Raw genomic sequence first — 21,912 nt, forward strand, 5'->3', positions numbered from 1 at the left:
CTTTCTTTATTTTTATCAAAATTTAACTTTTATGATGCTGCGTTCTAATGTTCTTAATTTAATAGTGTTAGCTTTATTTTCTTTCTTTTTTTCTTGTAGTAGTGAAGATGATAACCTGTTTAACGAAAATAAAATACAAACGGAAGTTAAAAAGGCAGACTTGCTTGGGGTTTGGTCTATTTATAAAGTAGAAGTTAACGGTGTTGAGGTAGCGGTGAATGCAAATTTAGAAGAGTGTGGTAGAGATTTTTTTATCTATAATGCTACAGGTTCTTATGAAGAGTTTGTATATCAAGAATCTTATACGTGCACACCTACGCAAAATATTTTAAATTGGACTTTAAATAACGGCATAATTACACTAAGCTCTAATGATAGTAACGATTCTGGTGTGATGAAAATTAAAAATTTAAGCAACGATAATTTTGTTTTTATAGCTAATATAGACATTGATGGAGATGCAGTTAATGAGGAATATACCTTTACTGCTTATCGATATTTACCACCAAATGAAGTAGATCTGTATTCTGCAACTTTTCAAAAAAAGGAAGAAACGCCATTTGAAAATCACATAGAGTTTGGTTGGGATGCATACAAAGGCTACAATACGTTTGAAAAATACGAAATTTATAGAAGTGGTAAAGCGTGTAATTTAAACGGAGCTACATTATTAAAAACAATTACAGATGTTAATTTAAATACATTTATAGACGAAGACCCTTTACCTAACAGTGAAGCGTGTTATTTTTTTAAAATTTATACAGATAAAGGTCTTTTGGGAGAAAGTGATCCGAGGTATATAAATACGGAATTCATATTTCCAGAAAATGTATATTTTAAAAATGCAGCAGTAGCAGATAATAAGATAACACTGTCTTGGGAAAAGTATGATGGTTATTATTTTTCTCATTATGAGATTAGAGTTCAAGATCAAAATGAGAATTCTAGCCCTAATATAGAAAGTGTAAAAATAATTACAGATATCAATACGACTTCTTTTATAGACGAGAATCCTCCGTATATAAATAATCCTATTTATACCATTTACGCTCATAATATATTTGGTAATATTAGTAATTTAAATGATGATAGGTCTATGATAGAAACCAACTTTATTAGACCCGAAATATTAGATTTAAGAGATATACAGTTTTTAAGTTTTGATGCAAAAGAGCAATCATTCTTTTTTTATGGGAAAACAGAAAATAATTATTATCGATTACTGAAATATAATTACTTAACAAATAAAGTTACTGCAGAGGCCTTTAAACTACCAACAACTTCTAACGATGTAGAGATGAGGTTGGTTGATTCTGGTTATGGAAAAGAACTTCTTTTTCAGCAATCTGGAGATTTATGGGTGTATAATGCTGAGACTTTAAATTTTAAATATTCTTTAAAGCCAGATTATGTATCAATAAATAGTTTTAATTATTTAGATAATGATATCTGGATTTTATCAGATAACGATGATGTTTTTACTTACAAAAGAAATGGAGAAGAATTTGTAAAAATTGATGAGAAACCACATTTTTCAGAACATCAAGGAAGTTGGAATTATGAAATAACAAAAATAGATAAGAACAACATCCTTTTAAGTCATAATAATGAAGGTAGAGCGATCCATTATTCAGTTACTTCCAATGGAGAAATTACAAATAAAGGTATCAAAGAAATCCCTTTAAAATTTGATTATAATAGTGATGTTACCGTAAATAATAATTTAATTCTGAATAAAAAGAGAAATACAATGTATTCTTCAGTTGATTATTCTCAGGTTTTAAATTATTCAATACCAAAAACAACCTTAAATTTTAATTTATCAGGAACAGAAATTTATGGAACAAATAATGTTGTTAGCCTAACAGGTCAAGGTGAAGATTATAAAAAAGAATTGATTATTTATAATCTTCAAGATAAAACGACTACGACTTTAACTACAAAAGGATATCCAAATTTTGTAATGGAAGATGATTTGGGGAATATAATTAGTGTGTCTACTAGTTTTCCTAGTAGAAGTTCTTATGGCTTTTCTATCTACGATTCTCCAGGTATTTTTGTAGAAATTATTAAATAAGTAAAACAAACTCTTTAAATAATTTCACAACAATCAAACTTTGATTATTTTTATCAAAATTTAGTTTTAAATGAGTCAGAAAGAAGAGTTTTTTGAATATATCAACAATGGTTACAAAACCAAAGGCGATTTTATAGCATTAGGTGCAGCAATGTTAGGGGAAGAAACCATGACAGATGCTATTGTAAAAATACCACTTAAAACTCTAAATAGGCATGGTTTAATTGCTGGAGCAACCGGAACAGGAAAAACAAAAACACTACAAGTTTTAGCTGAGAATTTATCAGAAAAAGGAATTCCTGTTTTGTTAATGGATATTAAAGGAGATCTTTCTGGTTTAGCACAAGCAAGTCCTGGACACGCAAAAATAGACGAACGTCATGCAAAAATTGGTTTTCCATTTACAGCACAGAAATTTCCAATAGAAGTGCTTACTATTTCTGAGCAAGACGGAACAAGAATGCGTGCAACGGTATCAGAATTCGGACCAGTTTTATTATCAAGAATTTTAGATTTAACAGAAACACAAAGCGGAATTGTTGCCATCATTTTTAAATATTGTGATGATAATCAATTTGCACTTTTAGATATTAAAGATTTTAAAAAAGTATTGCAGTATGTAACCAATGAAGGGAAAGAAGAAATTCAAGCAGAATATGGGCGAATTTCATCTTCTTCTACAGGAGCAATATTGCGTAAAATTGTAGAAATAGAACAACAAGGTGGCGATTTATTCTTCGGGGAAAAATCTTTTGAAGTAGAAGATTTAACACGAGTAGACCAAGACGGAAAAGGAATTATTTCTGTTTTACGTTTAACAGATATACAAGACAAGCCAAAGTTGTTTTCTACCTTTATGTTGCAATTATTAGCTGAGGTGTATGAAACTTTCCCGGAACAAGGAGATAGTGGAAGACCAGAGTTGGTAATCTTTATTGACGAAGCACATTTGGTATTCGAAGAAGCTTCTAAAGCTTTGTTAAATCAAATAGAAAGTATTGTAAAATTAATTCGTTCTAAAGGAATCGGACTTTATTTTGTAACTCAAAACCCTAAAGATGTGCCAGAAGATATTTTAGCACAATTAGGCTTAAAAATTCAGCATGCATTAAGAGCTTTTACTGCTAAGGATAGAAAAGCAATTAAGTTGGCGGCAGAGAATTATCCGAGTTCAGAATATTATGACACCAAAGAGGTGTTAACACAATTAGGTATTGGAGAAGCATTTGTATCCGTTTTAAACGAAAAAGGAATTCCAACTCCGTTGGCAAGAACCATGTTACGTGCTCCAATGAGTAGAATGGATGTTTTAACTGACAAAGAGTTGAAAAATGTAATTAACAATTCGCGTCTTTTTTATAAGTATAACGAAAACTTAGATAGAGAAAGTGCTTACGAATTATTAAATAAAAAGATAGAACAAGTAAACATTGCAGAAGCAAAAGCCATACAGGCAGCAGCCGATGAAAAAGAACGAGAAAAAATAGCCAAAGAAAAAGAGAAAGAAAGACAAAGAGAAGAAAGAGCTGCAAGAACAACTACAAGAAGAAGAAGTACTGCACAGAATCCGTTGATAAAAGTATTAACAAGTGCCACTTTTATTAGAGCCGCTTTTGGTATCTTAAAAAAAGTAATGAAGTAACAAAACCGTAAAAAGAACGTTTAAACAAAGAATAAAAACAAAGAAATGATTAAAAAAAGTATTTTACCAATTATAGCAATTGCATTTTCACTATTTATAATTAGTTGTGATAGTAATAGTAAATTTAAAATAGAAAAAGGAAAAGTTGGCGCCCTTACAACTACCACTACAATTAAAGAATTAAGTACTATTTTTAAAAATGATTCTATTGTAAAGAGTTTAAGTGAAGGAGCACAAGGAGAAAATTATTTTCAGGATGATGATGAGTATTTCATTTTTGAAAAAGGAGGGAAGCTGTTGCTTACCATTTTACCAAAGGAACAATTAGATTCTACATCAACTATAAAAAGTATCGAAATTAATGATGTGCGTTATACAACTGCATCTGGTATTAATTTAAAATCTAGTTTTTCAGAAATAAATGCCAACAATAATATTAATAGAATAGAAACAACTTTAACCTCTGCAACACTTTTTTTAAACGACTTAAATGCAACAATTGCTATCGATAAAGAAGAGTTAGGTTTAAAAGAACTAATTACTAAAAAGGTAACTAAAGAGCAAATTCCAGATTTAGCAAAAATGAAATCATTTATCGTTTGGTTTAATTAAATTTAAGGGCAAATTTTGTCGTTTTATTTTTTTAACAAAACCGCGCTTTCCGCTATATCTTTTTATGCTAAAATAAATTGATATTTTAAAAACACCTATTTAATAAATAATATTTTGGTATATTTATTATATAGGTGTTTTTACATAAAAAGGATGCCGCTACAATCCCTTTCGCAAAATAATTTATAATATTGATTATGAAAAAATATACCATACAAAAATCGCCATTTGTGGTTCCAACAACAGACGGTAAAGTAATAGAAGAGCATTTTGGAAATGCCACCAATGGAAATTCTCAAATAAGCATTGCGCACATGATTGCGCCTTCTGGTTGGAGTGAACCTTTTCAAACACCAGCATTTGAGGAATATACTTATATTATAAAAGGAAAAAAACAATTTATAATAGATGGAGAAACGATTGTTTTATCTGCAGGTGAATCTATTAAAATAGAAAAAAATACTAGAGTTCAATATTCCAATCCTTTTACAGAGTCATGTGAATATATGGCAATTTGTATGCCTGCCTTTTCTATAGATTTGGTAAATAGGGAAGACGAGTAAATACCATTTGTGGTAATTTATAAATTGATAGTGATCATTTTAACTTTATATTCTTTTTAAATTGCAACAAAATATTACATATGAAAGATACTATTGCACCAAGAATGATAAGACAAGTATTTGTCTTAGTTCTTATTTTGTTTATTTTAATTCTAATTTTTAGGGAGTTAATTCCGTATTTATCCGGTGTTTTAGGAGCTGTAACCATTTTCGTTTTATTAAGAAAAGGAATGGTTTATCTGGTAAATAAAAAATGGAAACCAAATTTAGCAGCGGCTTTTTTAATCTTAGTTTCTTTTATAGGGATACTTTTACCAATTTCTGGTATTTTACTAATGTTAGCAAATAAGGTAAGTGATGTAGTAGGGAATTCAGAAGAAGTTGTAAAAGAATTTAAAACACAATTAACTTCTTTAGAAAGTAAAGTAGGATATAGTTTTGCGGACAGTATAGATGCAGCAGAGGTTTCTAGTTGGATAACAGATAGCTTACAAGGTTTTGTAGGTAGTACTTTTAATATATTTATATCCGTAGGTTTAATGTATTTCTTGCTTTATTTTATGTTAGTTAATGAAACCATATTAAGAAAATCTCTTTATAAATACGTGCCAATAAACGAAGTTAATTTAAAGATAATAGGTTCAGAAGCGCAATCTATGGTACGTTCTAACACCATAGGAATTCCTTTAGTAGCTATTGCACAAGGTATAATTGCGTTAATAGGTTTTTTAATTTTCGATATAAATAATCCTTTCTTTTGGTTTACCATTGTTACTGTAGGTTCTATGATTCCTTTTATAGGAACCTTTGTTGGTATTTTGCCTGTTTTTATGCTAACGCTAGCCTCTGGAGATAGTTTTGCTGCTTGGGGAATTTTAATTTATGGGATTGTTGTAGTTGGGTCTACAGATAATATTATAAGGCTATTGGTTTTAAAAAAGTTAGATGACGTTCATCCATTGATTACTTTGATAGGTGTTATTGTTGGTGTGCCTTTATTTGGGTTTATCGGTTTGATTTTTGGGCCACTCTTAATCAGTCTATTTTTAGTAATTGTAAAAATTTATAGAAAAGAATTTGTTGAAAACGATGTTCAATAAATTCTTTATAACATAAAAAAAGCGATGAATATAATTCATCGCTTTTTTTATGCTTTATGTAAAAACTAGCTTTTTCTTTGGCAAGCTAATAATGTATTTTTTAATAACATGGCAATAGTCATTGGTCCAACGCCACCAGGAACAGGTGTAATAAAATCAGATTTTTTAGCAACTTCATCAAAAGCAACATCTCCTACTAATCTAAATCCACTTTTTTTACTAGCATCCTCTAAACGAGTAATACCAACATCAATTACAGTAACATGGTCTTTTACCATATCTGCTTTTAAAAACTCAGGAATACCAATTGCAGCAATAATAATATCTGCCTGTAAGGTAATTTCTTTTAAGTTTTTAGTTCTACTATGGCACATTGTTACCGTTGCATTACCAACCTTTCTTTTTTGTGATAATAAAATACTCATTGGGCTACCAACAATATGGCTTCTACCTAGAACAACTACGTGTTTACCAGAAGTTTCAACTTTATATCTTTCTAATAATTCTAAAATTCCAAAAGGAGTTGCAGAAATAAAAGTAGGTAAATTTAAAGCCATTTTTCCAACATTTGTTGGGTGAAATCCGTCTACATCCTTATCTGGATCTATAGCCATTAATATTTTTTGCTCATCTATATGTTTTGGTAACGGAAGTTGAACAATAAAACCATCAATATCTTTATCAATATTTAAAATTGCAATTTCATTTAATAAATCTTCTTCGGTAGTATCTTTTGGTAATCTAATTAAAGTAGATTCGAAACCAACAAGCTCGCAGGCTTTTACTTTTGCATTCACATAAGTAATACTTGCACCGTCGTCTCCAACGATTATTGCAGCTAAATGTGGAGTATCAGCTCCTTTATTTTTTAAATCTCTTACTTCTAAAGCTATTTCTTCTTTAATGTCTGCAGATGTTTTTTTTCCGTCTAATAAAATCATTTCTAGTTTGTTGTGTTGTTGTCTAGTTGTTGTGTATTATGTAAATAAAAAAAAGATAAACGTGCGTTTATCTTTTTTAATATTTTTATTTCATTCCTTGCATCATTTGCATCATCTTTTTGCCGCCGCCACCTTGCATCATCTTCATCATTTTACTCATTTGGTTAAATTGCTTCATTAGCTGGTTTACTTCGTTAACAGAAGTTCCAGAACCTTTTGCAATTCTCTTTTTTCTACTGGCATTTATAGTTGTTGGTGTACTTCTTTCTTCTGGTGTCATAGAATGAATAATTGCTTCAATACCTTTAAAAGCATCATCATCAATATCTACATCTTTCATTGCTTTACCAGCTCCAGGAATCATACCCACTAAATCTTTCATGCTACCCATTTTTTTGATTTGTTGAATCTGACTTAAAAAGTCATCAAAACCAAACTGATTTTTAGCAATCTTTTTCTGTAATTTTCTAGCTTCTTCTTCGTCGTATTGGTCTTGTGCTCTTTCTACTAAAGACACAACATCTCCCATTCCTAAAATACGATCTGCCATTCTATCTGGATGGAATACATCTATTGCATCCATTTTTTCTCCAGTACCAATAAACTTAATAGGTTTATCAACAACAGATTTAATAGACAATGCAGCTCCACCACGAGTATCTCCATCTAATTTTGTAAGAACAACTCCATCAAAATTTAAGATATCATTAAATGCTTTTGCAGTATTTACAGCATCTTGTCCAGTCATAGAATCTACCACAAATAAAGTTTCTTGTGGGGTTACAGCTTTATGAATGTTAGAAATTTCATTCATCATTTCTGTATCTACAGCTAAACGACCGGCAGTATCAATAATAACTACATTTTTACCGTTTGCTTTTGCATGCTTTATAGCATTTTGAGAAATTTCTACAGGATTGTTGTTTCCTACTTCTGCATAAACTTCAACACCAATTTGTTCTCCAACAACTTGTAATTGATTTATTGCCGCAGGTCTATAAACATCACACCCAACTAATAAAACTTGTTTAGATTTTTTGTCTTTTAGAAAGTTCGCTAATTTTCCTGAAAAAGTAGTTTTACCAGAACCCTGTAACCCAGACATTAAAATTACAGTTGGTGAACCACCTAAATTAACACCTACAGTTTCTCCACCCATTAATTCTGTTAGCTCATCTTTAACTAACTTTACCATTAATTGCCCTGGGTTTAACGTAGTTAATACGTCTTGACCTAATGCTTTGGTTTGAACTCTTTTGGTAAATTCTTTAGCAATTTTAAAGTTTACATCGGCATCTAACAATGCTCTTCTAACTTCTTTTAATGTTTCTGCAACATTTACCTCTGTAATTTTACCATGACCTTTTAAGGTGTGTAAAGCTTTATCTAATTTATCGCTTAAATTATTAAACATAATTTGTCTTCTTTTTTAGGAAACACAAATATATGAATTAGAGACGATTTGTCTACTTAATAGGAACAGTTTTTTACTTATTTTGTCTTTAGTATTAAGCGTATAAAGAAGCTTGTGAAATAAATAAAAGGAAAATTAAATGAGTTATGCTATTCTACTCTTAATAATGTTAGTAAAAAATAGTTGTAAGTTAAAGTGGAATTGGACTATTTTATTTCGAATTTATAAAATGGATAAGATAGGTGAGTGGTAATAAGATGAGGTTAGCAATAAGATTCTTCATTATACTTCTTTTTTAAAATTGTTGTATGATGTTCTGTATGATGCGCTGTCCACATAATAATTTCTCTAATGGTCATTTTACCCATTAATGGATGTGGAATTACTAAGGAGTCTAAATTGATATCACTAATTTTTTTGATTTTATATTGCAATTTTTTACTCTGTATTTGCAGCTTTGTTAATAAGCGTTCTCTATCTTTTTGTAAAGGTTTTTTTAATTTTTGATTATACTTTTTTGTTTTATCTTTATGATCTACTAATTTTTGTTGGTACTTATTTACAATTGTTTTATAATCTCTAGGTTCTCTATTACACAAACCAAATTTATATTTTAGAAAAAACCGAGGGTAACTTAATGCATTATTTAGCATTTGTAAACTGTTCACCAAATGAAGTATTTGTTGTCCAACAGTCCATTTCCCTTCGGGACCTTTTTCCCAATTATCAATAGGCTCTTTTTTTAACCATTCAAATAATTCCCTGTGTTTTTCTTCTAACAAATCGGCAATTGCTTCTTTTTCCATCAAAAATAAATTAAGAAAGTAAGATACAAAAAAAAAGAGATATGGATGTAACTATGAAATGTGCTTTTTTAAAAGCATTTAATTCTAAATGATTGTTTATTTCTGTTGATGATAACAGGAGTCTCTAATAAAATTAGTTTTTTAGTTAATGACGGAATATGTATAGCAGACAACTTAATTAATTTTTTCAATAGTTAACATGCTGCCTTCTGGTATAATGGTTAAACTATCCGGAGTTAAATTTTCGCTTTCGTAGACTCTACCTTGAACACCAATTTTATCATTTGTAGCTAAATCTAAAATTTTCATCATGGTTACGGTACTTTTATTGACCAAAGTACTTGTTTGGTGACTATAAGCTTTGGTGTTATTTACTGGTGTTGTATTTTTTGTTAGTTGAAATTCACCTCCAACACGAGTACCATTTATTATTTCAGAAGTTATTCTATAGGTAATTTTATAACGTCCAGATTTAAGTACGATAATTCCGTCTGAAGTATTTGTGTAATCTGTTGCAGTTGGTGCAAAATCTTGAGATTGAAAGTTGATTGTTGTAAACGTTGCTAATTCTGCAATCGTTTGTGTGGTATTTGGATACCTTTCGCTTACAGTAGGTGTAAAAATTGTTTTAGGTATATATTTAGAAGCTGAATTATCATAAACTAATGTTTGTCCGTTTGTTGGATTTATGTTAGAAATATTGATGTTTTGTATTCTTTCTACGGTTGATGCAGCTAATGTTCCTGAAACATCGCCAGCAATTTTTAATGCGGATAAATCTGTTTGCAGTTTTGTTTCTGCATCATTTTCTAGTGAGATGTCTAAATTTTTACCATCAGCATTTAAAGCGTATACATCAATTTTTTGGTTGTCAGAATTTATTGTTGAAGCATCGATCCAATTTGTACCAGTAGCAGTTGTAGATAAAATTTGTCCAGTAATTCCGGCAGAGTTATTTTCATCTAAAACAAGACCATCTAACTTTAGGGTTTCTTTTATAGTTACAGTTGTAGTGTTTGCTATTTCATCTATATTGAGAGCTTCTATACCACCAACAGAAAATCTAATTTCATCAGCGACAGGGCTATACATTCCTGTATCTATATCATCTCTAAATCTGTATGAAGGTTCTCCAACAGTACCTTTAGAATTTAAAACTCCTTCTGATCTAATTGCTCCTGTAACGTGGAGTTTATGGGATGGATTGTTTGTACCTATGCCGAATCTATTATTTGTGGTGTCCCAAAATAACTGAGAGTTATTTTCTGTAGGTACGCCAATGGAACTTGCATAAAATAAAGATCCTTCTATACCCGATGATGATAACTTTTCCCAAGTAGTACCATCATAAATTTTAATAATAGTGGATAAAGAAGAAGTATCAAACCAAATATCATTTTCTACTGGATTTATAGGAGGAGCATTTGAATTTGTTACATTATTATTTCTTACGTTAAGTATGGTTCCTTTATTATTTATAACGCTAATTTCTTGTGCATAAATATTTGTTATTACTAGTAGTAACAAATAGATAATATGTAGCTTTAAAAAGTTATACATTTTGCTTATAAAAATTAGTTATATAGTATAAAAATGGAGGGAGATAATTATTGAAAATAATTTTAGAATTCTTTTGAGAAAAGTAAAATTATGGCTTGTAATCTTACAAACCATAATTTTAAAAATGTTATTTATTTAATAAAATGAACTTCAAATACATCTCCTGTATAAGCCGCTCCACCTAAACCAGCAACTGCAATATTAACTACATCTGCAGTTGTAATAGTATAATCTGTACCAGATCTTAATTTAGCGCCATTTCTATAAACAGATACACGATTTACGTTTGTTGTTGCTAAAATGCCAACAGCATCAACGGTAAAATCGGCTGTTACATCTGCTGTTAGTTCTGTTTCATCCCATAGAACATCAATGAAATTAGTCATTAAAAGCTTTTTTGTTTCACCTGTAGCTTCATCTCTAACTAATAATGAGTATCCTGAAGTATCAAAAGTTGTGGCTGCAGAATTTTCGGCACCTCCAGCAGCAGAATCAATACCACTAATTCCTGTAATCGCAAAAATGGCTCCAGATGCATCTATATAAGTGTCGTCAGTTAAAGTACCACCTAATTGCCAAGTTGTAATTATTCCTCCATCTGGTGCGGTGTCGGTAAACATGGTTACACCGTTACTAGATTGTAAATATTTAATTGTTCCTTTATTATCAATCACTTTAATAGAGCCTCCAGCTTCCCCTAACACTGTATTTGCTTGTTTTGTAAAATCTGTAGCAGCATTTGTAGATGTATCGGTTCTTTGTGCGTTTATTGTAGTGCCTATCATTATCATAAGGCATAGTACAGTTAATTTTAAATTATCTTTTTTCATAGTTTTAATTTTTAATTGATTTAACTTTTACTTTTTCATTTCTTTTTTATTCATAGGCATTTTAGTTTATGTGTTAGTATTGTTTTAATACAATTGTATTATTTTAATTTTATCATCTTGATAGCATTTTGCATCTAGTTCTAATTTTATGGTAGAATTGTTAATTGCTGTAAAATTGATATTTACACCATTTCTATAGACCTCTATTTTATGTATGCTTGTAATGTTTAGCGGAGTAGTAAATTCTAATTGACCCTCTCTTGCATTTATTATTACTTGTGTTTTTTGAAGGATAGTAGAAGTAGATTTTTGCCTTAAAATACCTGTACTTTTATCTATAACAACTATTTTATCTTCAGTATTTGTGCTTTCTTGTAATCCTATAAAAGCCAATGTATTTGTCTCGTTTGTGGTAATTGTTGTTGGTTCAATTAAAATACCACCTAACTTCATCGAGTTGTCATTCATATAAAGTCCATTTAGTGCTTTTATGTTTCCATTTCCGTTTCTACTTTCTGATTGAGGTATGTAGAGTATTTTTTGGCTATCTAAAAAGACAAAACCATCAGTATTGTTCAAGATATTTAGTTCAACATTTAAGTACTTTAGTTTTCCATCCCAATAAATATTATTGAAAGTCTCTTTAATAGGAATTCCTTCTCCTACAATAACGGAAACCATTCCGTTTTCATCTGTATTAATCAGGTGTTCTTCTATGTATTCTATACCAGCTTCATTAGTTATAGTAAAGCGTAAAGCAATATCTTCTAAACCTAAAGGCACTTTATTTTCTGATACATTTGTACCAGGAATCTGAATTTCTTCATTATTTAAAATTAACGCCTGATAATTAAAACCAGGTGTTTGACCAAACACAAAGGTGTTGGTTATTAAAAATAAAAGGAATGCTATTTTATGTAAAAACCTCATACTATTTTTAAAATCTTCTGTTGTTTAATCTTAAAATATAGAATAGCAAGCCAAAGGAAAATGCCTTGGTGTGAAATGAATATTTTTCTTCAGTATTGCTATCTTTATTTTTATCCTTAAAGCTATCAGCTACATTATATTTTATATAGGTAGATAGATTATCGTGGATAACATATTCTACACTTATTCCTCTATGAAACCTGAGTAAGGTTTTATCAAAAGTATTTTCTTTATATAGGTTTACTGTATTGTCTTTATACTTTCTTTTTCCCTCAATAAGCCAATCGTGAGAGGCATGAGTGTGTATTTGTACTTTTAATCGCCTTTCATTAACAATAGCAAAATTCACACCTGCTTTTAAGGTTACATAGCTTAAATTATAGGTAGTTGGTATGCTAATATTACCAGCGTAAAAACCAGTGTTGATTTTATATTTGTTGTATCCAGCACCTATATCCCACGTAAATCTTTCTTCATATAATTTAAATCTAAAACCACTTTCTATAAAAACCTCTTGTGCTTTTGAATAACTTAAGTCTAAAGTGTTATTTCCTAAATTATTTATATAATCTTTAAAATAGGCATTTTCAAAACCAGTTTCTATATATACCTGTTGTGCTATTGTTATATAATTTGTTAAAACAAATACAACAGTTAGAAATATATGATTTGATATATTTTTCAGCATCACTTATTCCGTTTTTAGTAGCTTTTCTATAAACTCATTATTACCACTTTGTATGTGTATAATATAAGTTCCGATGCTATAATTTTTTAGGGGGATAAGTAAATTGTCTGTAGGGGAGTATTTTTTAGTAAAGATAATTTTACTATTGATGTCATAAATTCGAATGTGAATTTTATGTTTAGTTTCTTTAGAAAAACTAAGTGTAATGTATTCTATGAAGGGATTTGGAGAAATAACAAGGTTTAGAGATGCATCAATAATGTCTATGTTAGAATTATTGATGTTAAATACTTTATTTTGATTTAAAAAACCTTGTTGTGCTATTGTTTTACCAGTACTTTTTGTGCCAATAATACTAGATTGGCCGATACTTTGTTTAATTTTATAGCTTATTTCACTGTTAGAAATAGCGCATAAAGAAGTACCACCTACTGTAGTTATTGTAGATTTTAAAAGAGTTCGTTTTATTTGTTGAGAATGTGTTTCAATAACAAATAAAACAAGTATTATGTAAAATGATTTTTGAATCATTTAAAATTTCTTTTTAATTATAATGCATCTTTTTTTATAAATATATGCATTTTTAATAAGAAATTAACGAAAAACAAGGTGTTTTATTTGTCTTGATTCATTATTGGGTTACGAATTTTAATGCATCTCCATTAATACAATGACGTTCTCCTGTAGTGTTTTTAGGTCCATCATCAAAAGAATGTCCTAAATGACTTCCGCATGTATTGCACTTTAATTCTGTTCTTTTGTACCCAATTTTATAATCTACATCTAATTCAATATTATCCTTTATCGCTCTATCAAAAGAAGGCCAACCAGAACCAGAATCATATTTGTATTCAGATTTATATAGTGGTGTTTCACAAGCAGCACACACATAAGTCCCTTTTTCTTTATTTGTATTAAAAGAGCTAGAAAAAGGTTTTTCTGTTCCAGCTTCTCGTAATATATAATATTGTTTAGGAGTCAATACTTTTTTCCATTCAGCATTTGTTTTTTCAATACGATATGTTTTTTTTTCTTTTGAAGGAGTCTGTGCTCTACTATTACAACTAATCATTAAAAGTACAACTAGCAAAGAGAAAATGTTTTTCATAAATTTAAATGTTTCTATTTTAGACGAGAACTTTAAGTGATAATTACAGATTTTAGTTTCAGTAATAAATTATTTTTTTGATAAAGATAGAATATGTAATTTTATAAATTGTAAAGAACCATCTTGTAGTGACAATTTATAAAAAGATGTGTCTTATTAATTAGTGATCATAAAAAAAAATAAACAGATGAAAAGAATAATTTTTTTAGCTTTAACAGTTTTACTATTTGTTGAGTGTAGTACCGTGCCAATTACAGGTAGAAGTCGTGTAAACTTTGTTAGTGATGCACAAGTGTTACCTACTAGTTTTGCACAATACAGTACTTTTTTAGAAGAAAATAAATTATCTACAAATACTGCAATGTCTAACCAAATTAAAAATGTTGGTAAAAATATTTCTGCAGCGGTAGATCGTTTTATGAGAGCAAACAATATGAGCTCAGAAGCAGATTCTTATAGATGGGAATTTAATTTAGTAGATGATGAAACCGTAAATGCTTGGTGTATGCCAGGAGGGAAAGTTGTTTTTTATACTGGTATTATGCCAATTTGTGCTAATGAAAATGGAGTTGCCGCAGTAATGGGACATGAAGTTGCACATGCATTTGCAAAACACGGACAAGAAAGAATGTCTCAAGGACAATTACAACAATTAGGTGGTGTTGCAGTAGCATTGGGTACTTCTGGTAAAAGTGAAGAATCTCAACAATTATGGAATACTGCATTTGGTGTTACTACTGGTTTAGGAATGTTGAAATTTAGTAGAGTTCATGAGCAGGAAGCAGACAGGTTAGGTTTGGTTTTTATGATTATGGCTGGTTATGATGGAAGAGAAGCTGCTGAAGTTTGGGTAAGAATGAGTAATTTATCTAACGGTAGTTCTCAACCAGAAATCTTAAGTACACACCCTTCTAATGAATCTAGAATACAAGATTTAAAAAATTATTTACCAACGGCTCAAAAATATGCAGCACAGTATAATGCCAAGTAAAACATATAAATAAAAAATAAGAAAACAAATAGATTGCCTATATTGTAGCCGTTCAAATTAAAATTTGAACGGCTTTTTTTATAAAAAATATTCTATGTTAAAAATTGGAGATAAAAAATTAATTAATGCTTGGGCTTTTTATGATTGGGCAAACTCAGTTTATTCTTTAGTAATAAGTACGGCTATTTTTCCTATTTATTATGCAGGTTTAACTTCGTCTGAAGGTTTTGCCAATGCCGAAGGAAAAATTTCCTTTTTAGGAACACTATGGACGCCAACGACCTTGTATAATTATGCTTTGGCTTTTTCTTTTTTAGTAGTTGCATTTATTTCTCCAATGCTTTCTGGTATTGCAGATTATTCAGGAAATAAAAAGAAATTTTTAAAAGGATTTTGTCTTTTAGGTTCGTTATCTGTAATGTGTTTGTTCTTTTTTACAGGCAAAGAAACTCTTTGGGTTGGAATTGTTTTTACCATTTTGGCAAGTATTGGTTTTTGGGGTAGTATTGTTTTTTACAATGCCTATTTGCCAGAAGTAGCACATCCAGAACAACAAGACAATGTTAGTGCAAAAGGTTTTATGTTGGGCTATGCAGGGGCAATTTTGTTATTACTTTTATGTTTGGTAATTATAGAAACAGAAGTGTTTGGTTTTTATGATAAACAATTTGGTTCCCAATTATCGTTTGTTTTAGTAGGGTTGTGGTGGTTAGGTTTTGCACAAGTTACGTATGCCAAGTTACCAGACTCTGAAAAAAGCAAATTACCAAAAGATAATTATTTTGTAAAAGGGATAAAAGAGTTTAAGAAAGTAGCCAAAGAGTTATTTGCGTATCAAGAATTAAAATTATTTCTGATTTCTTTTTTTTTATTGAGTATTGGTGTACAAACAATTATCTTAATGGCTGGTATTTTTGGAACTATTTTAGGGTTAGAAACGCTAAATTTAATTGCAACAATTTTATTAGTACAGTTTGTAGGTATACTTGGTGCTTTTTTGTTTTCTAGATTATCAAACAAAATTGGGAATATAAAAACATTAAAAATTACAATCGCTATTTGGGGACTCGTCTGTTTTATAGGATTTAATTTAACTAAAGATACTCCAAATATAGAAATGTATTTTTATATTTTAGGTGCATTAATAGGTTTGGTAATGGGAGCGATACAATCTTTAGCAAGATCTACCTATTCTAAAATGTTGCCAAAAACAGAAGACAATGCATCTTATTTTAGCTTTTTTGATGTAACAGAAAAAATAGCTTTAGTTGTAGGTATGGTAACTTTTGGAGTCTTAAACTCTATGATTTCTATACAGTCTAGTGTGTTGGCATTGGCGGTGTTCTTTTTAGCTTCTTTTATTACCATAAGCCGTATTAAGAAAACGAAATATGTAAAATAAAAAAAGAGCTAAATTTTTAAAATTCAGCTCTTTTTTTATTTTTAAGATTCTTCTAAATATTAAAATTAATTCCTAATATAATATTTCGTCCTTGATTTAAAATTTCATCAGATTTTAATCGAGATAAATGATCTACATATTTTGTGTCTAATAAATTGTTTACAGACAAACTTGTAGAAAACTTTAGGTTACTTAAATTGATGTCTCCACCAAAACCAAAATTTACTAGATTGTAACTAGGTGAATACGTTTCAAATGGTCCGATATTATTTTGAGAAAATGTACTTTTTAAAGTTAAAGAAGCATAACCTTGTTGCATCCATTTTTTGATATCAAATTCAGTTCTTAATGTATTTTTCAAAGAGTTTGCAGGAATTAAAGGTAAGTAATCTCCATTATCTTGTTCTCCAATTACGGTTTCAAAAGAACTCTCTAAATGTAACCAATCTAATGGATGTGGATGTAAGTGAAAACCAAATTCACCACCATATAATTTTGCGTCTTCTTGCAGATAGCTATAAACAGGCTCTCCATCTTCAACCTCTCCTGTAGGAGAAATAAAAATATAATCGTTTAATAAATTATAGAATCCGTTAGCAAATAACTCAAAATGTTCTGTTTTGTACTCTAAAGAAAGGTCGAATTGAGTGTTTTTTTCATTTGTAAGATTACTGTTTCCTTTTTCAAACCTATTGGTACCATGATGCACTCCGTTAGAAGATAGTTCTGCTAAAGTAGGTGCTCTAAATCCAGTAGCTATATTTATTCTTGCTACAAGATTATCCGTTAATGAGGTTTTAAATCCTAAAGAAGATGTAAAACTATTAAATGTTTTATCGATTGCTTCAAAAACATGAATTTCATCTTCGTGGGCAACTTCATGTTGTTGAGTGTCTATATTTCTGTTGTCATAACGTATTCCGGCTTGTATTGTATTTTTATTCCAAGAATAGTAAGCGGTTGTAAAAACACCAAAATCATTTATAGTTGCATCCGGAATTAATATTTCTTCACCAAAGTTGGTGTTTGTTTGATGCAGACCTTGAACTCCAGATAAAATTTCTACATTTCCCATTTTAGGAAAATGATATTTTGCATTATAGCTAAAAGTTTTTAACTTCATTCTTAAAGCAGCTTCTTCGTGCTCCTCTTCTTCATGTTCATGATCGTGTTCATCTTCATCTTCGTGATCGTCGTGATGCTCTTCAAACTCTTGTCTATCATTAAAAGTATATCCTAAATCTAAATCTATTTTAGAGTCACCCAAAAAGAAATGATTATGAGAGCTTATAATATGATTGTCTATTGCTTGGTAAGGTTCTAAAAGTGTTCTGCTTGTAGACTGTTCAGCTATTCCTTCTTCTGGTAATCCTAATAGAGATCTGTTAAAATTATATCTAATTTCTGAAGTAAATTTATTTTTAGAGTAAGCAATTCCTGTTTTAAAATCTTTTTCATTAAAACGGTTATTGGTAACTCTTTCATCCGTAGGGATTTTATAATCAACATGATCGGCATACGTTCCTCTTGCTAAAAATTTCCAGCTTTCTGAAGATAGTTTTGCGCCAACAGATGTATTTGTTCCTAAGGTATTACCAAAAAAACGATGACTAAAATTAAGTTCCTTAGAGTTTTCTGCTGCAAATTTTTCTGGGATCAAATATAAAACACCACCCAAGGCATCTGATCCATAAAGTAAAGATGCAGGACCTTTTATAACTTCAATATTACTTATTCCGGCATCATTAATCCCCAAACCGTGCTCACCACCAAATTGCTGATTTTCTAAACGGATACCTTGTGTATAAACTAAAACTCTATTTCCGCTCAATCCTCTAATTACAGGTTTACCTATAGAAGCTCCGGTAGATATTTGTGATACTCCAGGGATATTTGTAATTCCTTCTACAAGCGAAGTTCCACCAGTTTTAAGAATAGATTTAGCAGAAATACTTTCTATTTTCATTACATTTTCTGACTGTAATTTATTAAAAGGTGCAGATATTACAACTTCATCCATGTTAAAAGGAGTTTCTTGTAATTGAATATCTAAAACGATGTTTTCTTTGTTAAAATCAATTATTTTATAAACTGTTTTATACCCTAAGTAGCTAAAAGTTATTTTTATTTTTCCCTTCGGAATATTTCTTAGAACATAACTTCCGCCTTCTTTAGTTGTAGTTCCTTTATGCAATTCTTGTGCGTAAATTTGTACCTCTTCTAATGGATTATTGTTGTTGTCTGTAATTGTTCCTGAAATGCTATTTTGTGCATTCACAGAAAACCCTACTACTAAAAGTAGTAATTTTATAAATGTTTTCATTGATGTTATTTTACTATTAAAATAGGTTTAGATCCTTACGTTTTTTAACGAAAAGGCTTTTAAAAAAATGCACTACGATAGGGCAACAGATTGTTTCAATCGTTTCTCTTTCGTAATGATAATTAAATATTTAAATAGTAAAATAGGGAGGGCCTCTAGGAGGCTTCATAGAGCGATAAACCTTTTTAATTCTTTGTGGTTTATCAATAAAAATAGAAGTGTAATAATGTTTAGGAATTACATCATAATTAGATGTAAAATCCATAGAAAATACGGTTAATTGTTTATGAAACTCAGCACAATCTAAATGTTGTATATGAACGTGGTGGTCAGTCTTAGAAGTACAAACAGCATGCTCATGATTTTCTAAATCATGTATTATTTCTATAGATGTAGGTATCATCAATAGTAAAAGAAAAAAAATGCTGAGTATTCTTTTAAACAAGAGTTTGTTTTTTCTAATTTATTTTACTTTATAAATGGTACCGTCTGTGGCAAATTTACTAAAACCAATCTTTGCAGAAAAACTAAAAGAACTGTCTGTAACTTTTGTAATCTGAACATAAATAGGCTCCTTATCTATCTCCTTTTTAGGAGATTTCATTTTTAATGTGTAAAAGAAATTATTTTTCCATTTGATATATAAAGTATCAATATGTTTTATATTTTTTTCAGTAACAGTACTATCGTTAGAGATACTTATAATTTTATCATATTCTTCAATTTGAAGGCTATCTTTTCTAATAATCGTAGTTTTACTATAGCCATCACCAGCAGGAATTTCAAAAACTCCTTCTTTAAAGCGATCAGAATTGTCTTTTAAATCTGATTGACAAGAGGAAAGTATAATACTGAATAAAACCAAGAAACAAGATAAAAGAGGGTACCGTTTTTTAGCATCCTTTTGTCTTGATTCTTGATTCTTGTTTCTTGGTTCTATTTTAAACATAACTTATATCCCTGTATAATTACTTGGTGTAATTGCTTTTAATTCTTCTTTAATTTCTGATGAAACTTCTAAAGTATCAATAAAATCTGCAATTGATTTCTGATTAATTTTTGCATTCGTTCTTGTTAATCCTTTTAAGGCTTCATAAGGATTTGGATATGCTTCACGTCTTAAGATTGTCTGAATTGCTTCTGCAACAACAGCCCAATTGTTTTCTAAATCTTGTTCAAACTTTTCTTTGTTTAACAATAATTTATTCAATCCTTTTAGGGTTGATGTAAATGCAATAATTGTATGACCAAATGGTACACCAACATTACGTAAAACCGTACTGTCTGTTAAATCTCGTTGTAAACGAGATACAGGTAATTTAGCAGAAAGATGTTCGAAAATTGCATTTGCCAAACCTAAGTTTCCTTCAGAATTTTCAAAATCTATAGGGTTTACTTTATGAGGCATTGCAGAAGAACCAACTTCACCAGCTTTAATTTTTTGTTTAAAATAATCTGTAGAAACATAGGTCCAGAAATCTCTATCTAAATCTAAAATAATAGTGTTTATACGTTTTAAATTATCAAAAAGAGCTGCTAAATGATCATAGTGTTCTATTTGTGTTGTTGGAAAAGAGTGGTGTAAACCTAATTTTTCTTGTACAAAAGTACTTCCAAATTCTTTCCAATCTATACTTGGGTATGCAACTTTATGTGCATTATAATTACCTGTTGCACCACCAAATTTTGCAGCACTTGGTATGTCGTTTAATAAGTTGAATTGTGCTTTTAAACGTACAACAAAAACGTCTATTTCTTTACCTAGTCTTGTTGGAGATGCTGGCTGACCATGTGTTCTTGCCAACATAGAAATGTCTTTCCACTCAATAACTAATTCTTGTAATTTTTCTAAAAGTTCTAAATAATGAGGAACATAAACATCATTCATAGCCTCTTTAATAGAAAGCGGAACAGCAGTGTTATTAATGTCTTGAGAAGTCAATCCAAAATGGATAAATTCTTTATGTGCCTGAAAACCTAATGCATCAAACTTTTCTTTGATAAAATATTCAACAGCTTTTACATCATGGTTTGTAATGCTTTCTATATCTTTTATTTTCTGAGCATCTTCTGTAGTAAAATCAATATAAATTTTACGTAAATCATCAAATAAATCGTTGTTGAAATCTGCTAATTGTGGTAAAGGAATTTCACATAAAGCAATAAAATATTCAATTTCTACACGAACTCTGTATTTTATTAAAGCTTCTTCCGAAAAATAATCTGCTAATTTTGATATTTTATCTCTATAACGACCATCAATAGGAGAGATGGCATTTAATTTTGTTAAGTTCATCTTTTAGTTCTGTTGTTAAATGCAAAAATAGTGAATTTAACAGATTTATAAAGTAGATTTTCCATGTTTTTCTATCAATTCTAAAATGAATCTTCCACGAGCTTTACACCCCTTACTTTCATGTATAATTTTAGTTTGAATTAAGTGTTTTAATTCAGGATGAATCCACTCTTTTTCCAATCCGAAATAGTACAAAGTAGTCATTGTATAAGCTCTTACTGCAATTTTTTGTGGTGTAATTAACCAATCGAAACCTGTTTCGACGATACTGTTTATATAATTTTTTGTCAGTTTCTTTTGTACATCATTTGCTGTTTTAGAATAATAAGCAGTAGCCAAGTGTTCACAAATTTTAGCACATGGTCTAATGGCTCTATCAAATTTTAAGGTTTTAATTTTTAGAGTGAATTCATCTAAATGAGGTAAAATCCATTCTAAATGATGATGTGTACAAATCCACTCTAAAATCCAAGCCGCTTTTATAGAAACTTTATTTTCAACATCAAAAGTAATAGCAACCAATTCTTTAAATAATTTTTGATTTTCTAATACAATATTTGCCACTCTTTGTCGGTTTTCCCTTTTAGGGTTTTCCATATCATGGAGTTGTTCGGTTATAAAAAAGAGAT

At 29.8% G+C, this 21,912-nt stretch carries 21 protein-coding genes; 7 read left to right on the top strand and 14 right to left on the bottom strand.

The window, feature by feature from the left end:
• Positions 1-31: 31 nt before the first annotated feature.
• From WG945_RS00875 to WG945_RS00895, 5 genes are all read left to right on the top strand, one after another.
• Complete coding sequence (locus WG945_RS00875) at positions 32-2,077, top strand: hypothetical protein (RefSeq protein WP_068449702.1); 2,046 nt, start codon at positions 32-34, stop codon at positions 2,075-2,077.
• A gap of 70 nt (positions 2,078-2,147) precedes the next feature.
• Positions 2,148-3,719: a helicase HerA-like domain-containing protein gene (locus WG945_RS00880; protein ID WP_068449703.1), complete on the top strand. Its 1,572-nt coding sequence runs from the start codon at positions 2,148-2,150 to the stop codon at positions 3,717-3,719.
• A gap of 45 nt (positions 3,720-3,764) precedes the next feature.
• Positions 3,765-4,331: a hypothetical protein gene (locus WG945_RS00885; protein WP_068449704.1), complete on the top strand. Its 567-nt coding sequence runs from the start codon at positions 3,765-3,767 to the stop codon at positions 4,329-4,331.
• Between the two features lie 197 nt (positions 4,332-4,528).
• Positions 4,529-4,894, top strand: coding sequence for a cupin domain-containing protein (locus WG945_RS00890; protein ID WP_068449705.1), 366 nt, complete (start codon positions 4,529-4,531; stop codon positions 4,892-4,894).
• An 80-nt stretch (positions 4,895-4,974) separates the two neighbouring features.
• The gene (locus WG945_RS00895; RefSeq protein ID WP_068449706.1) at positions 4,975-5,994 is read left to right on the top strand and encodes an AI-2E family transporter; all 1,020 of its coding nucleotides are present in this window, start codon (positions 4,975-4,977) and stop codon (positions 5,992-5,994) included.
• A gap of 65 nt (positions 5,995-6,059) precedes the next feature.
• Here the strand turns inward: WG945_RS00895 and folD are convergent, their stop codons facing one another.
• From folD to msrB, 9 genes are all read right to left on the bottom strand, one after another.
• Positions 6,060-6,935: a bifunctional methylenetetrahydrofolate dehydrogenase/methenyltetrahydrofolate cyclohydrolase FolD gene (gene folD, locus WG945_RS00900; protein WP_068449707.1), complete on the bottom strand. Its 876-nt coding sequence runs from the start codon at positions 6,933-6,935 to the stop codon at positions 6,060-6,062.
• 85 nt (positions 6,936-7,020) lie between these two features.
• Positions 7,021-8,349 carry a signal recognition particle protein gene (ffh, locus tag WG945_RS00905; RefSeq protein ID WP_068449708.1) on the bottom strand — a complete coding sequence of 443 codons (1,329 nt, stop codon included), beginning with the start codon at positions 8,347-8,349 and terminating at the stop codon, positions 7,021-7,023.
• Between the two features lie 263 nt (positions 8,350-8,612).
• Positions 8,613-9,155: a DinB family protein gene (locus tag WG945_RS00910; RefSeq protein ID WP_068449709.1), complete on the bottom strand. Its 543-nt coding sequence runs from the start codon at positions 9,153-9,155 to the stop codon at positions 8,613-8,615.
• Between the two features lie 174 nt (positions 9,156-9,329).
• The gene (locus tag WG945_RS00915) at positions 9,330-10,715 is read right to left on the bottom strand and encodes a hypothetical protein (RefSeq protein ID WP_068449710.1); all 1,386 of its coding nucleotides are present in this window, start codon (positions 10,713-10,715) and stop codon (positions 9,330-9,332) included.
• Between the two features lie 131 nt (positions 10,716-10,846).
• Positions 10,847-11,545, bottom strand: coding sequence for a hypothetical protein (locus WG945_RS00920; RefSeq protein WP_157603603.1), 699 nt, complete (start codon positions 11,543-11,545; stop codon positions 10,847-10,849).
• Positions 11,546-11,629: 84 nt separating this feature from the next.
• The gene (locus tag WG945_RS00925) at positions 11,630-12,475 is read right to left on the bottom strand and encodes a hypothetical protein (protein WP_068449712.1); all 846 of its coding nucleotides are present in this window, start codon (positions 12,473-12,475) and stop codon (positions 11,630-11,632) included.
• 7 nt (positions 12,476-12,482) lie between these two features.
• Positions 12,483-13,163 carry a hypothetical protein gene (locus tag WG945_RS00930; protein ID WP_068449713.1) on the bottom strand — a complete coding sequence of 227 codons (681 nt, stop codon included), beginning with the start codon at positions 13,161-13,163 and terminating at the stop codon, positions 12,483-12,485.
• A gap of 3 nt (positions 13,164-13,166) precedes the next feature.
• Positions 13,167-13,694 (bottom strand): T9SS type A sorting domain-containing protein, encoded by a 528-nt coding sequence (locus tag WG945_RS00935; protein WP_068449714.1) that lies wholly within the window; start codon positions 13,692-13,694, stop codon positions 13,167-13,169.
• Positions 13,695-13,794: 100 nt separating this feature from the next.
• Complete coding sequence (gene msrB, locus WG945_RS00940; protein ID WP_068449715.1) at positions 13,795-14,271, bottom strand: peptide-methionine (R)-S-oxide reductase MsrB; 477 nt, start codon at positions 14,269-14,271, stop codon at positions 13,795-13,797.
• Between the two features lie 187 nt (positions 14,272-14,458).
• Here msrB and WG945_RS00945 point away from each other — a divergent pair, with 187 nt between their 5' ends.
• Together WG945_RS00945 and WG945_RS00950 are read left to right on the top strand one after the other, a co-directional pair.
• The gene (locus WG945_RS00945) at positions 14,459-15,262 is read left to right on the top strand and encodes a M48 family metallopeptidase (RefSeq protein ID WP_068449716.1); all 804 of its coding nucleotides are present in this window, start codon (positions 14,459-14,461) and stop codon (positions 15,260-15,262) included.
• Positions 15,263-15,356: 94 nt separating this feature from the next.
• The gene (locus WG945_RS00950; protein WP_068449717.1) at positions 15,357-16,664 is read left to right on the top strand and encodes an MFS transporter; all 1,308 of its coding nucleotides are present in this window, start codon (positions 15,357-15,359) and stop codon (positions 16,662-16,664) included.
• Positions 16,665-16,716: 52 nt separating this feature from the next.
• On the opposite strand, the gene WG945_RS00955 is transcribed toward WG945_RS00950, so the two are convergent.
• The 5 genes from WG945_RS00955 to WG945_RS00975 form a co-directional block, all read right to left on the bottom strand.
• Positions 16,717-18,987 carry a TonB-dependent receptor gene (locus tag WG945_RS00955; RefSeq protein WP_068449718.1) on the bottom strand — a complete coding sequence of 757 codons (2,271 nt, stop codon included), beginning with the start codon at positions 18,985-18,987 and terminating at the stop codon, positions 16,717-16,719.
• A gap of 130 nt (positions 18,988-19,117) precedes the next feature.
• The gene (locus WG945_RS00960; protein ID WP_157603605.1) at positions 19,118-19,393 is read right to left on the bottom strand and encodes a hypothetical protein; all 276 of its coding nucleotides are present in this window, start codon (positions 19,391-19,393) and stop codon (positions 19,118-19,120) included.
• Positions 19,394-19,450: 57 nt separating this feature from the next.
• Positions 19,451-19,936 carry a hypothetical protein gene (locus WG945_RS00965; protein WP_068449720.1) on the bottom strand — a complete coding sequence of 162 codons (486 nt, stop codon included), beginning with the start codon at positions 19,934-19,936 and terminating at the stop codon, positions 19,451-19,453.
• Positions 19,937-19,939: 3 nt separating this feature from the next.
• Entirely contained in the window at positions 19,940-21,283 is a 1,344-nt protein-coding gene (purB, locus tag WG945_RS00970) for an adenylosuccinate lyase (protein WP_068449721.1), read from the bottom strand.
• Positions 21,284-21,328: 45 nt separating this feature from the next.
• The gene (locus tag WG945_RS00975) at positions 21,329-21,880 is read right to left on the bottom strand and encodes a hypothetical protein (protein WP_068449722.1); all 552 of its coding nucleotides are present in this window, start codon (positions 21,878-21,880) and stop codon (positions 21,329-21,331) included.
• Positions 21,881-21,912: the final 32 nt, after the last annotated feature.

The organism is Polaribacter atrinae, assembly GCF_038023995.1.
In the GTDB taxonomy this organism is placed as follows: Bacteria; Bacteroidota; Bacteroidia; order Flavobacteriales; family Flavobacteriaceae; genus Polaribacter; species Polaribacter atrinae.

Coding starts and splice junctions, on each gene's coding strand:
- WG945_RS00875 (WP_068449702.1), top strand. CDS start 32: ATGATGCTGCGTTCTAATGTTCTTAATTTAATAGTGTTAGCTTTATTT.
- WG945_RS00880 (WP_068449703.1), top strand. CDS start 2,148: ATGAGTCAGAAAGAAGAGTTTTTTGAATATATCAACAATGGTTACAAA.
- WG945_RS00885 (WP_068449704.1), top strand. CDS start 3,765: ATGATTAAAAAAAGTATTTTACCAATTATAGCAATTGCATTTTCACTA.
- WG945_RS00890 (WP_068449705.1), top strand. CDS start 4,529: ATGAAAAAATATACCATACAAAAATCGCCATTTGTGGTTCCAACAACA.
- WG945_RS00895 (WP_068449706.1), top strand. CDS start 4,975: ATGAAAGATACTATTGCACCAAGAATGATAAGACAAGTATTTGTCTTA.
- folD (WP_068449707.1), bottom strand. CDS start 6,935: ATGATTTTATTAGACGGAAAAAAAACATCTGCAGACATTAAAGAAGAA.
- ffh (WP_068449708.1), bottom strand. CDS start 8,349: ATGTTTAATAATTTAAGCGATAAATTAGATAAAGCTTTACACACCTTA.
- WG945_RS00910 (WP_068449709.1), bottom strand. CDS start 9,155: ATGGAAAAAGAAGCAATTGCCGATTTGTTAGAAGAAAAACACAGGGAA.
- WG945_RS00915 (WP_068449710.1), bottom strand. CDS start 10,715: ATGTATAACTTTTTAAAGCTACATATTATCTATTTGTTACTACTAGTA.
- WG945_RS00920 (WP_157603603.1), bottom strand. CDS start 11,545: ATGAAAAAAGATAATTTAAAATTAACTGTACTATGCCTTATGATAATG.
- WG945_RS00925 (WP_068449712.1), bottom strand. CDS start 12,475: ATGAGGTTTTTACATAAAATAGCATTCCTTTTATTTTTAATAACCAAC.
- WG945_RS00930 (WP_068449713.1), bottom strand. CDS start 13,163: ATGCTGAAAAATATATCAAATCATATATTTCTAACTGTTGTATTTGTT.
- WG945_RS00935 (WP_068449714.1), bottom strand. CDS start 13,694: ATGATTCAAAAATCATTTTACATAATACTTGTTTTATTTGTTATTGAA.
- msrB (WP_068449715.1), bottom strand. CDS start 14,271: ATGAAAAACATTTTCTCTTTGCTAGTTGTACTTTTAATGATTAGTTGT.
- WG945_RS00945 (WP_068449716.1), top strand. CDS start 14,459: ATGAAAAGAATAATTTTTTTAGCTTTAACAGTTTTACTATTTGTTGAG.
- WG945_RS00950 (WP_068449717.1), top strand. CDS start 15,357: ATGTTAAAAATTGGAGATAAAAAATTAATTAATGCTTGGGCTTTTTAT.
- WG945_RS00955 (WP_068449718.1), bottom strand. CDS start 18,987: ATGAAAACATTTATAAAATTACTACTTTTAGTAGTAGGGTTTTCTGTG.
- WG945_RS00965 (WP_068449720.1), bottom strand. CDS start 19,936: ATGTTTAAAATAGAACCAAGAAACAAGAATCAAGAATCAAGACAAAAG.
- purB (WP_068449721.1), bottom strand. CDS start 21,283: ATGAACTTAACAAAATTAAATGCCATCTCTCCTATTGATGGTCGTTAT.
- WG945_RS00975 (WP_068449722.1), bottom strand. CDS start 21,880: ATGGAAAACCCTAAAAGGGAAAACCGACAAAGAGTGGCAAATATTGTA.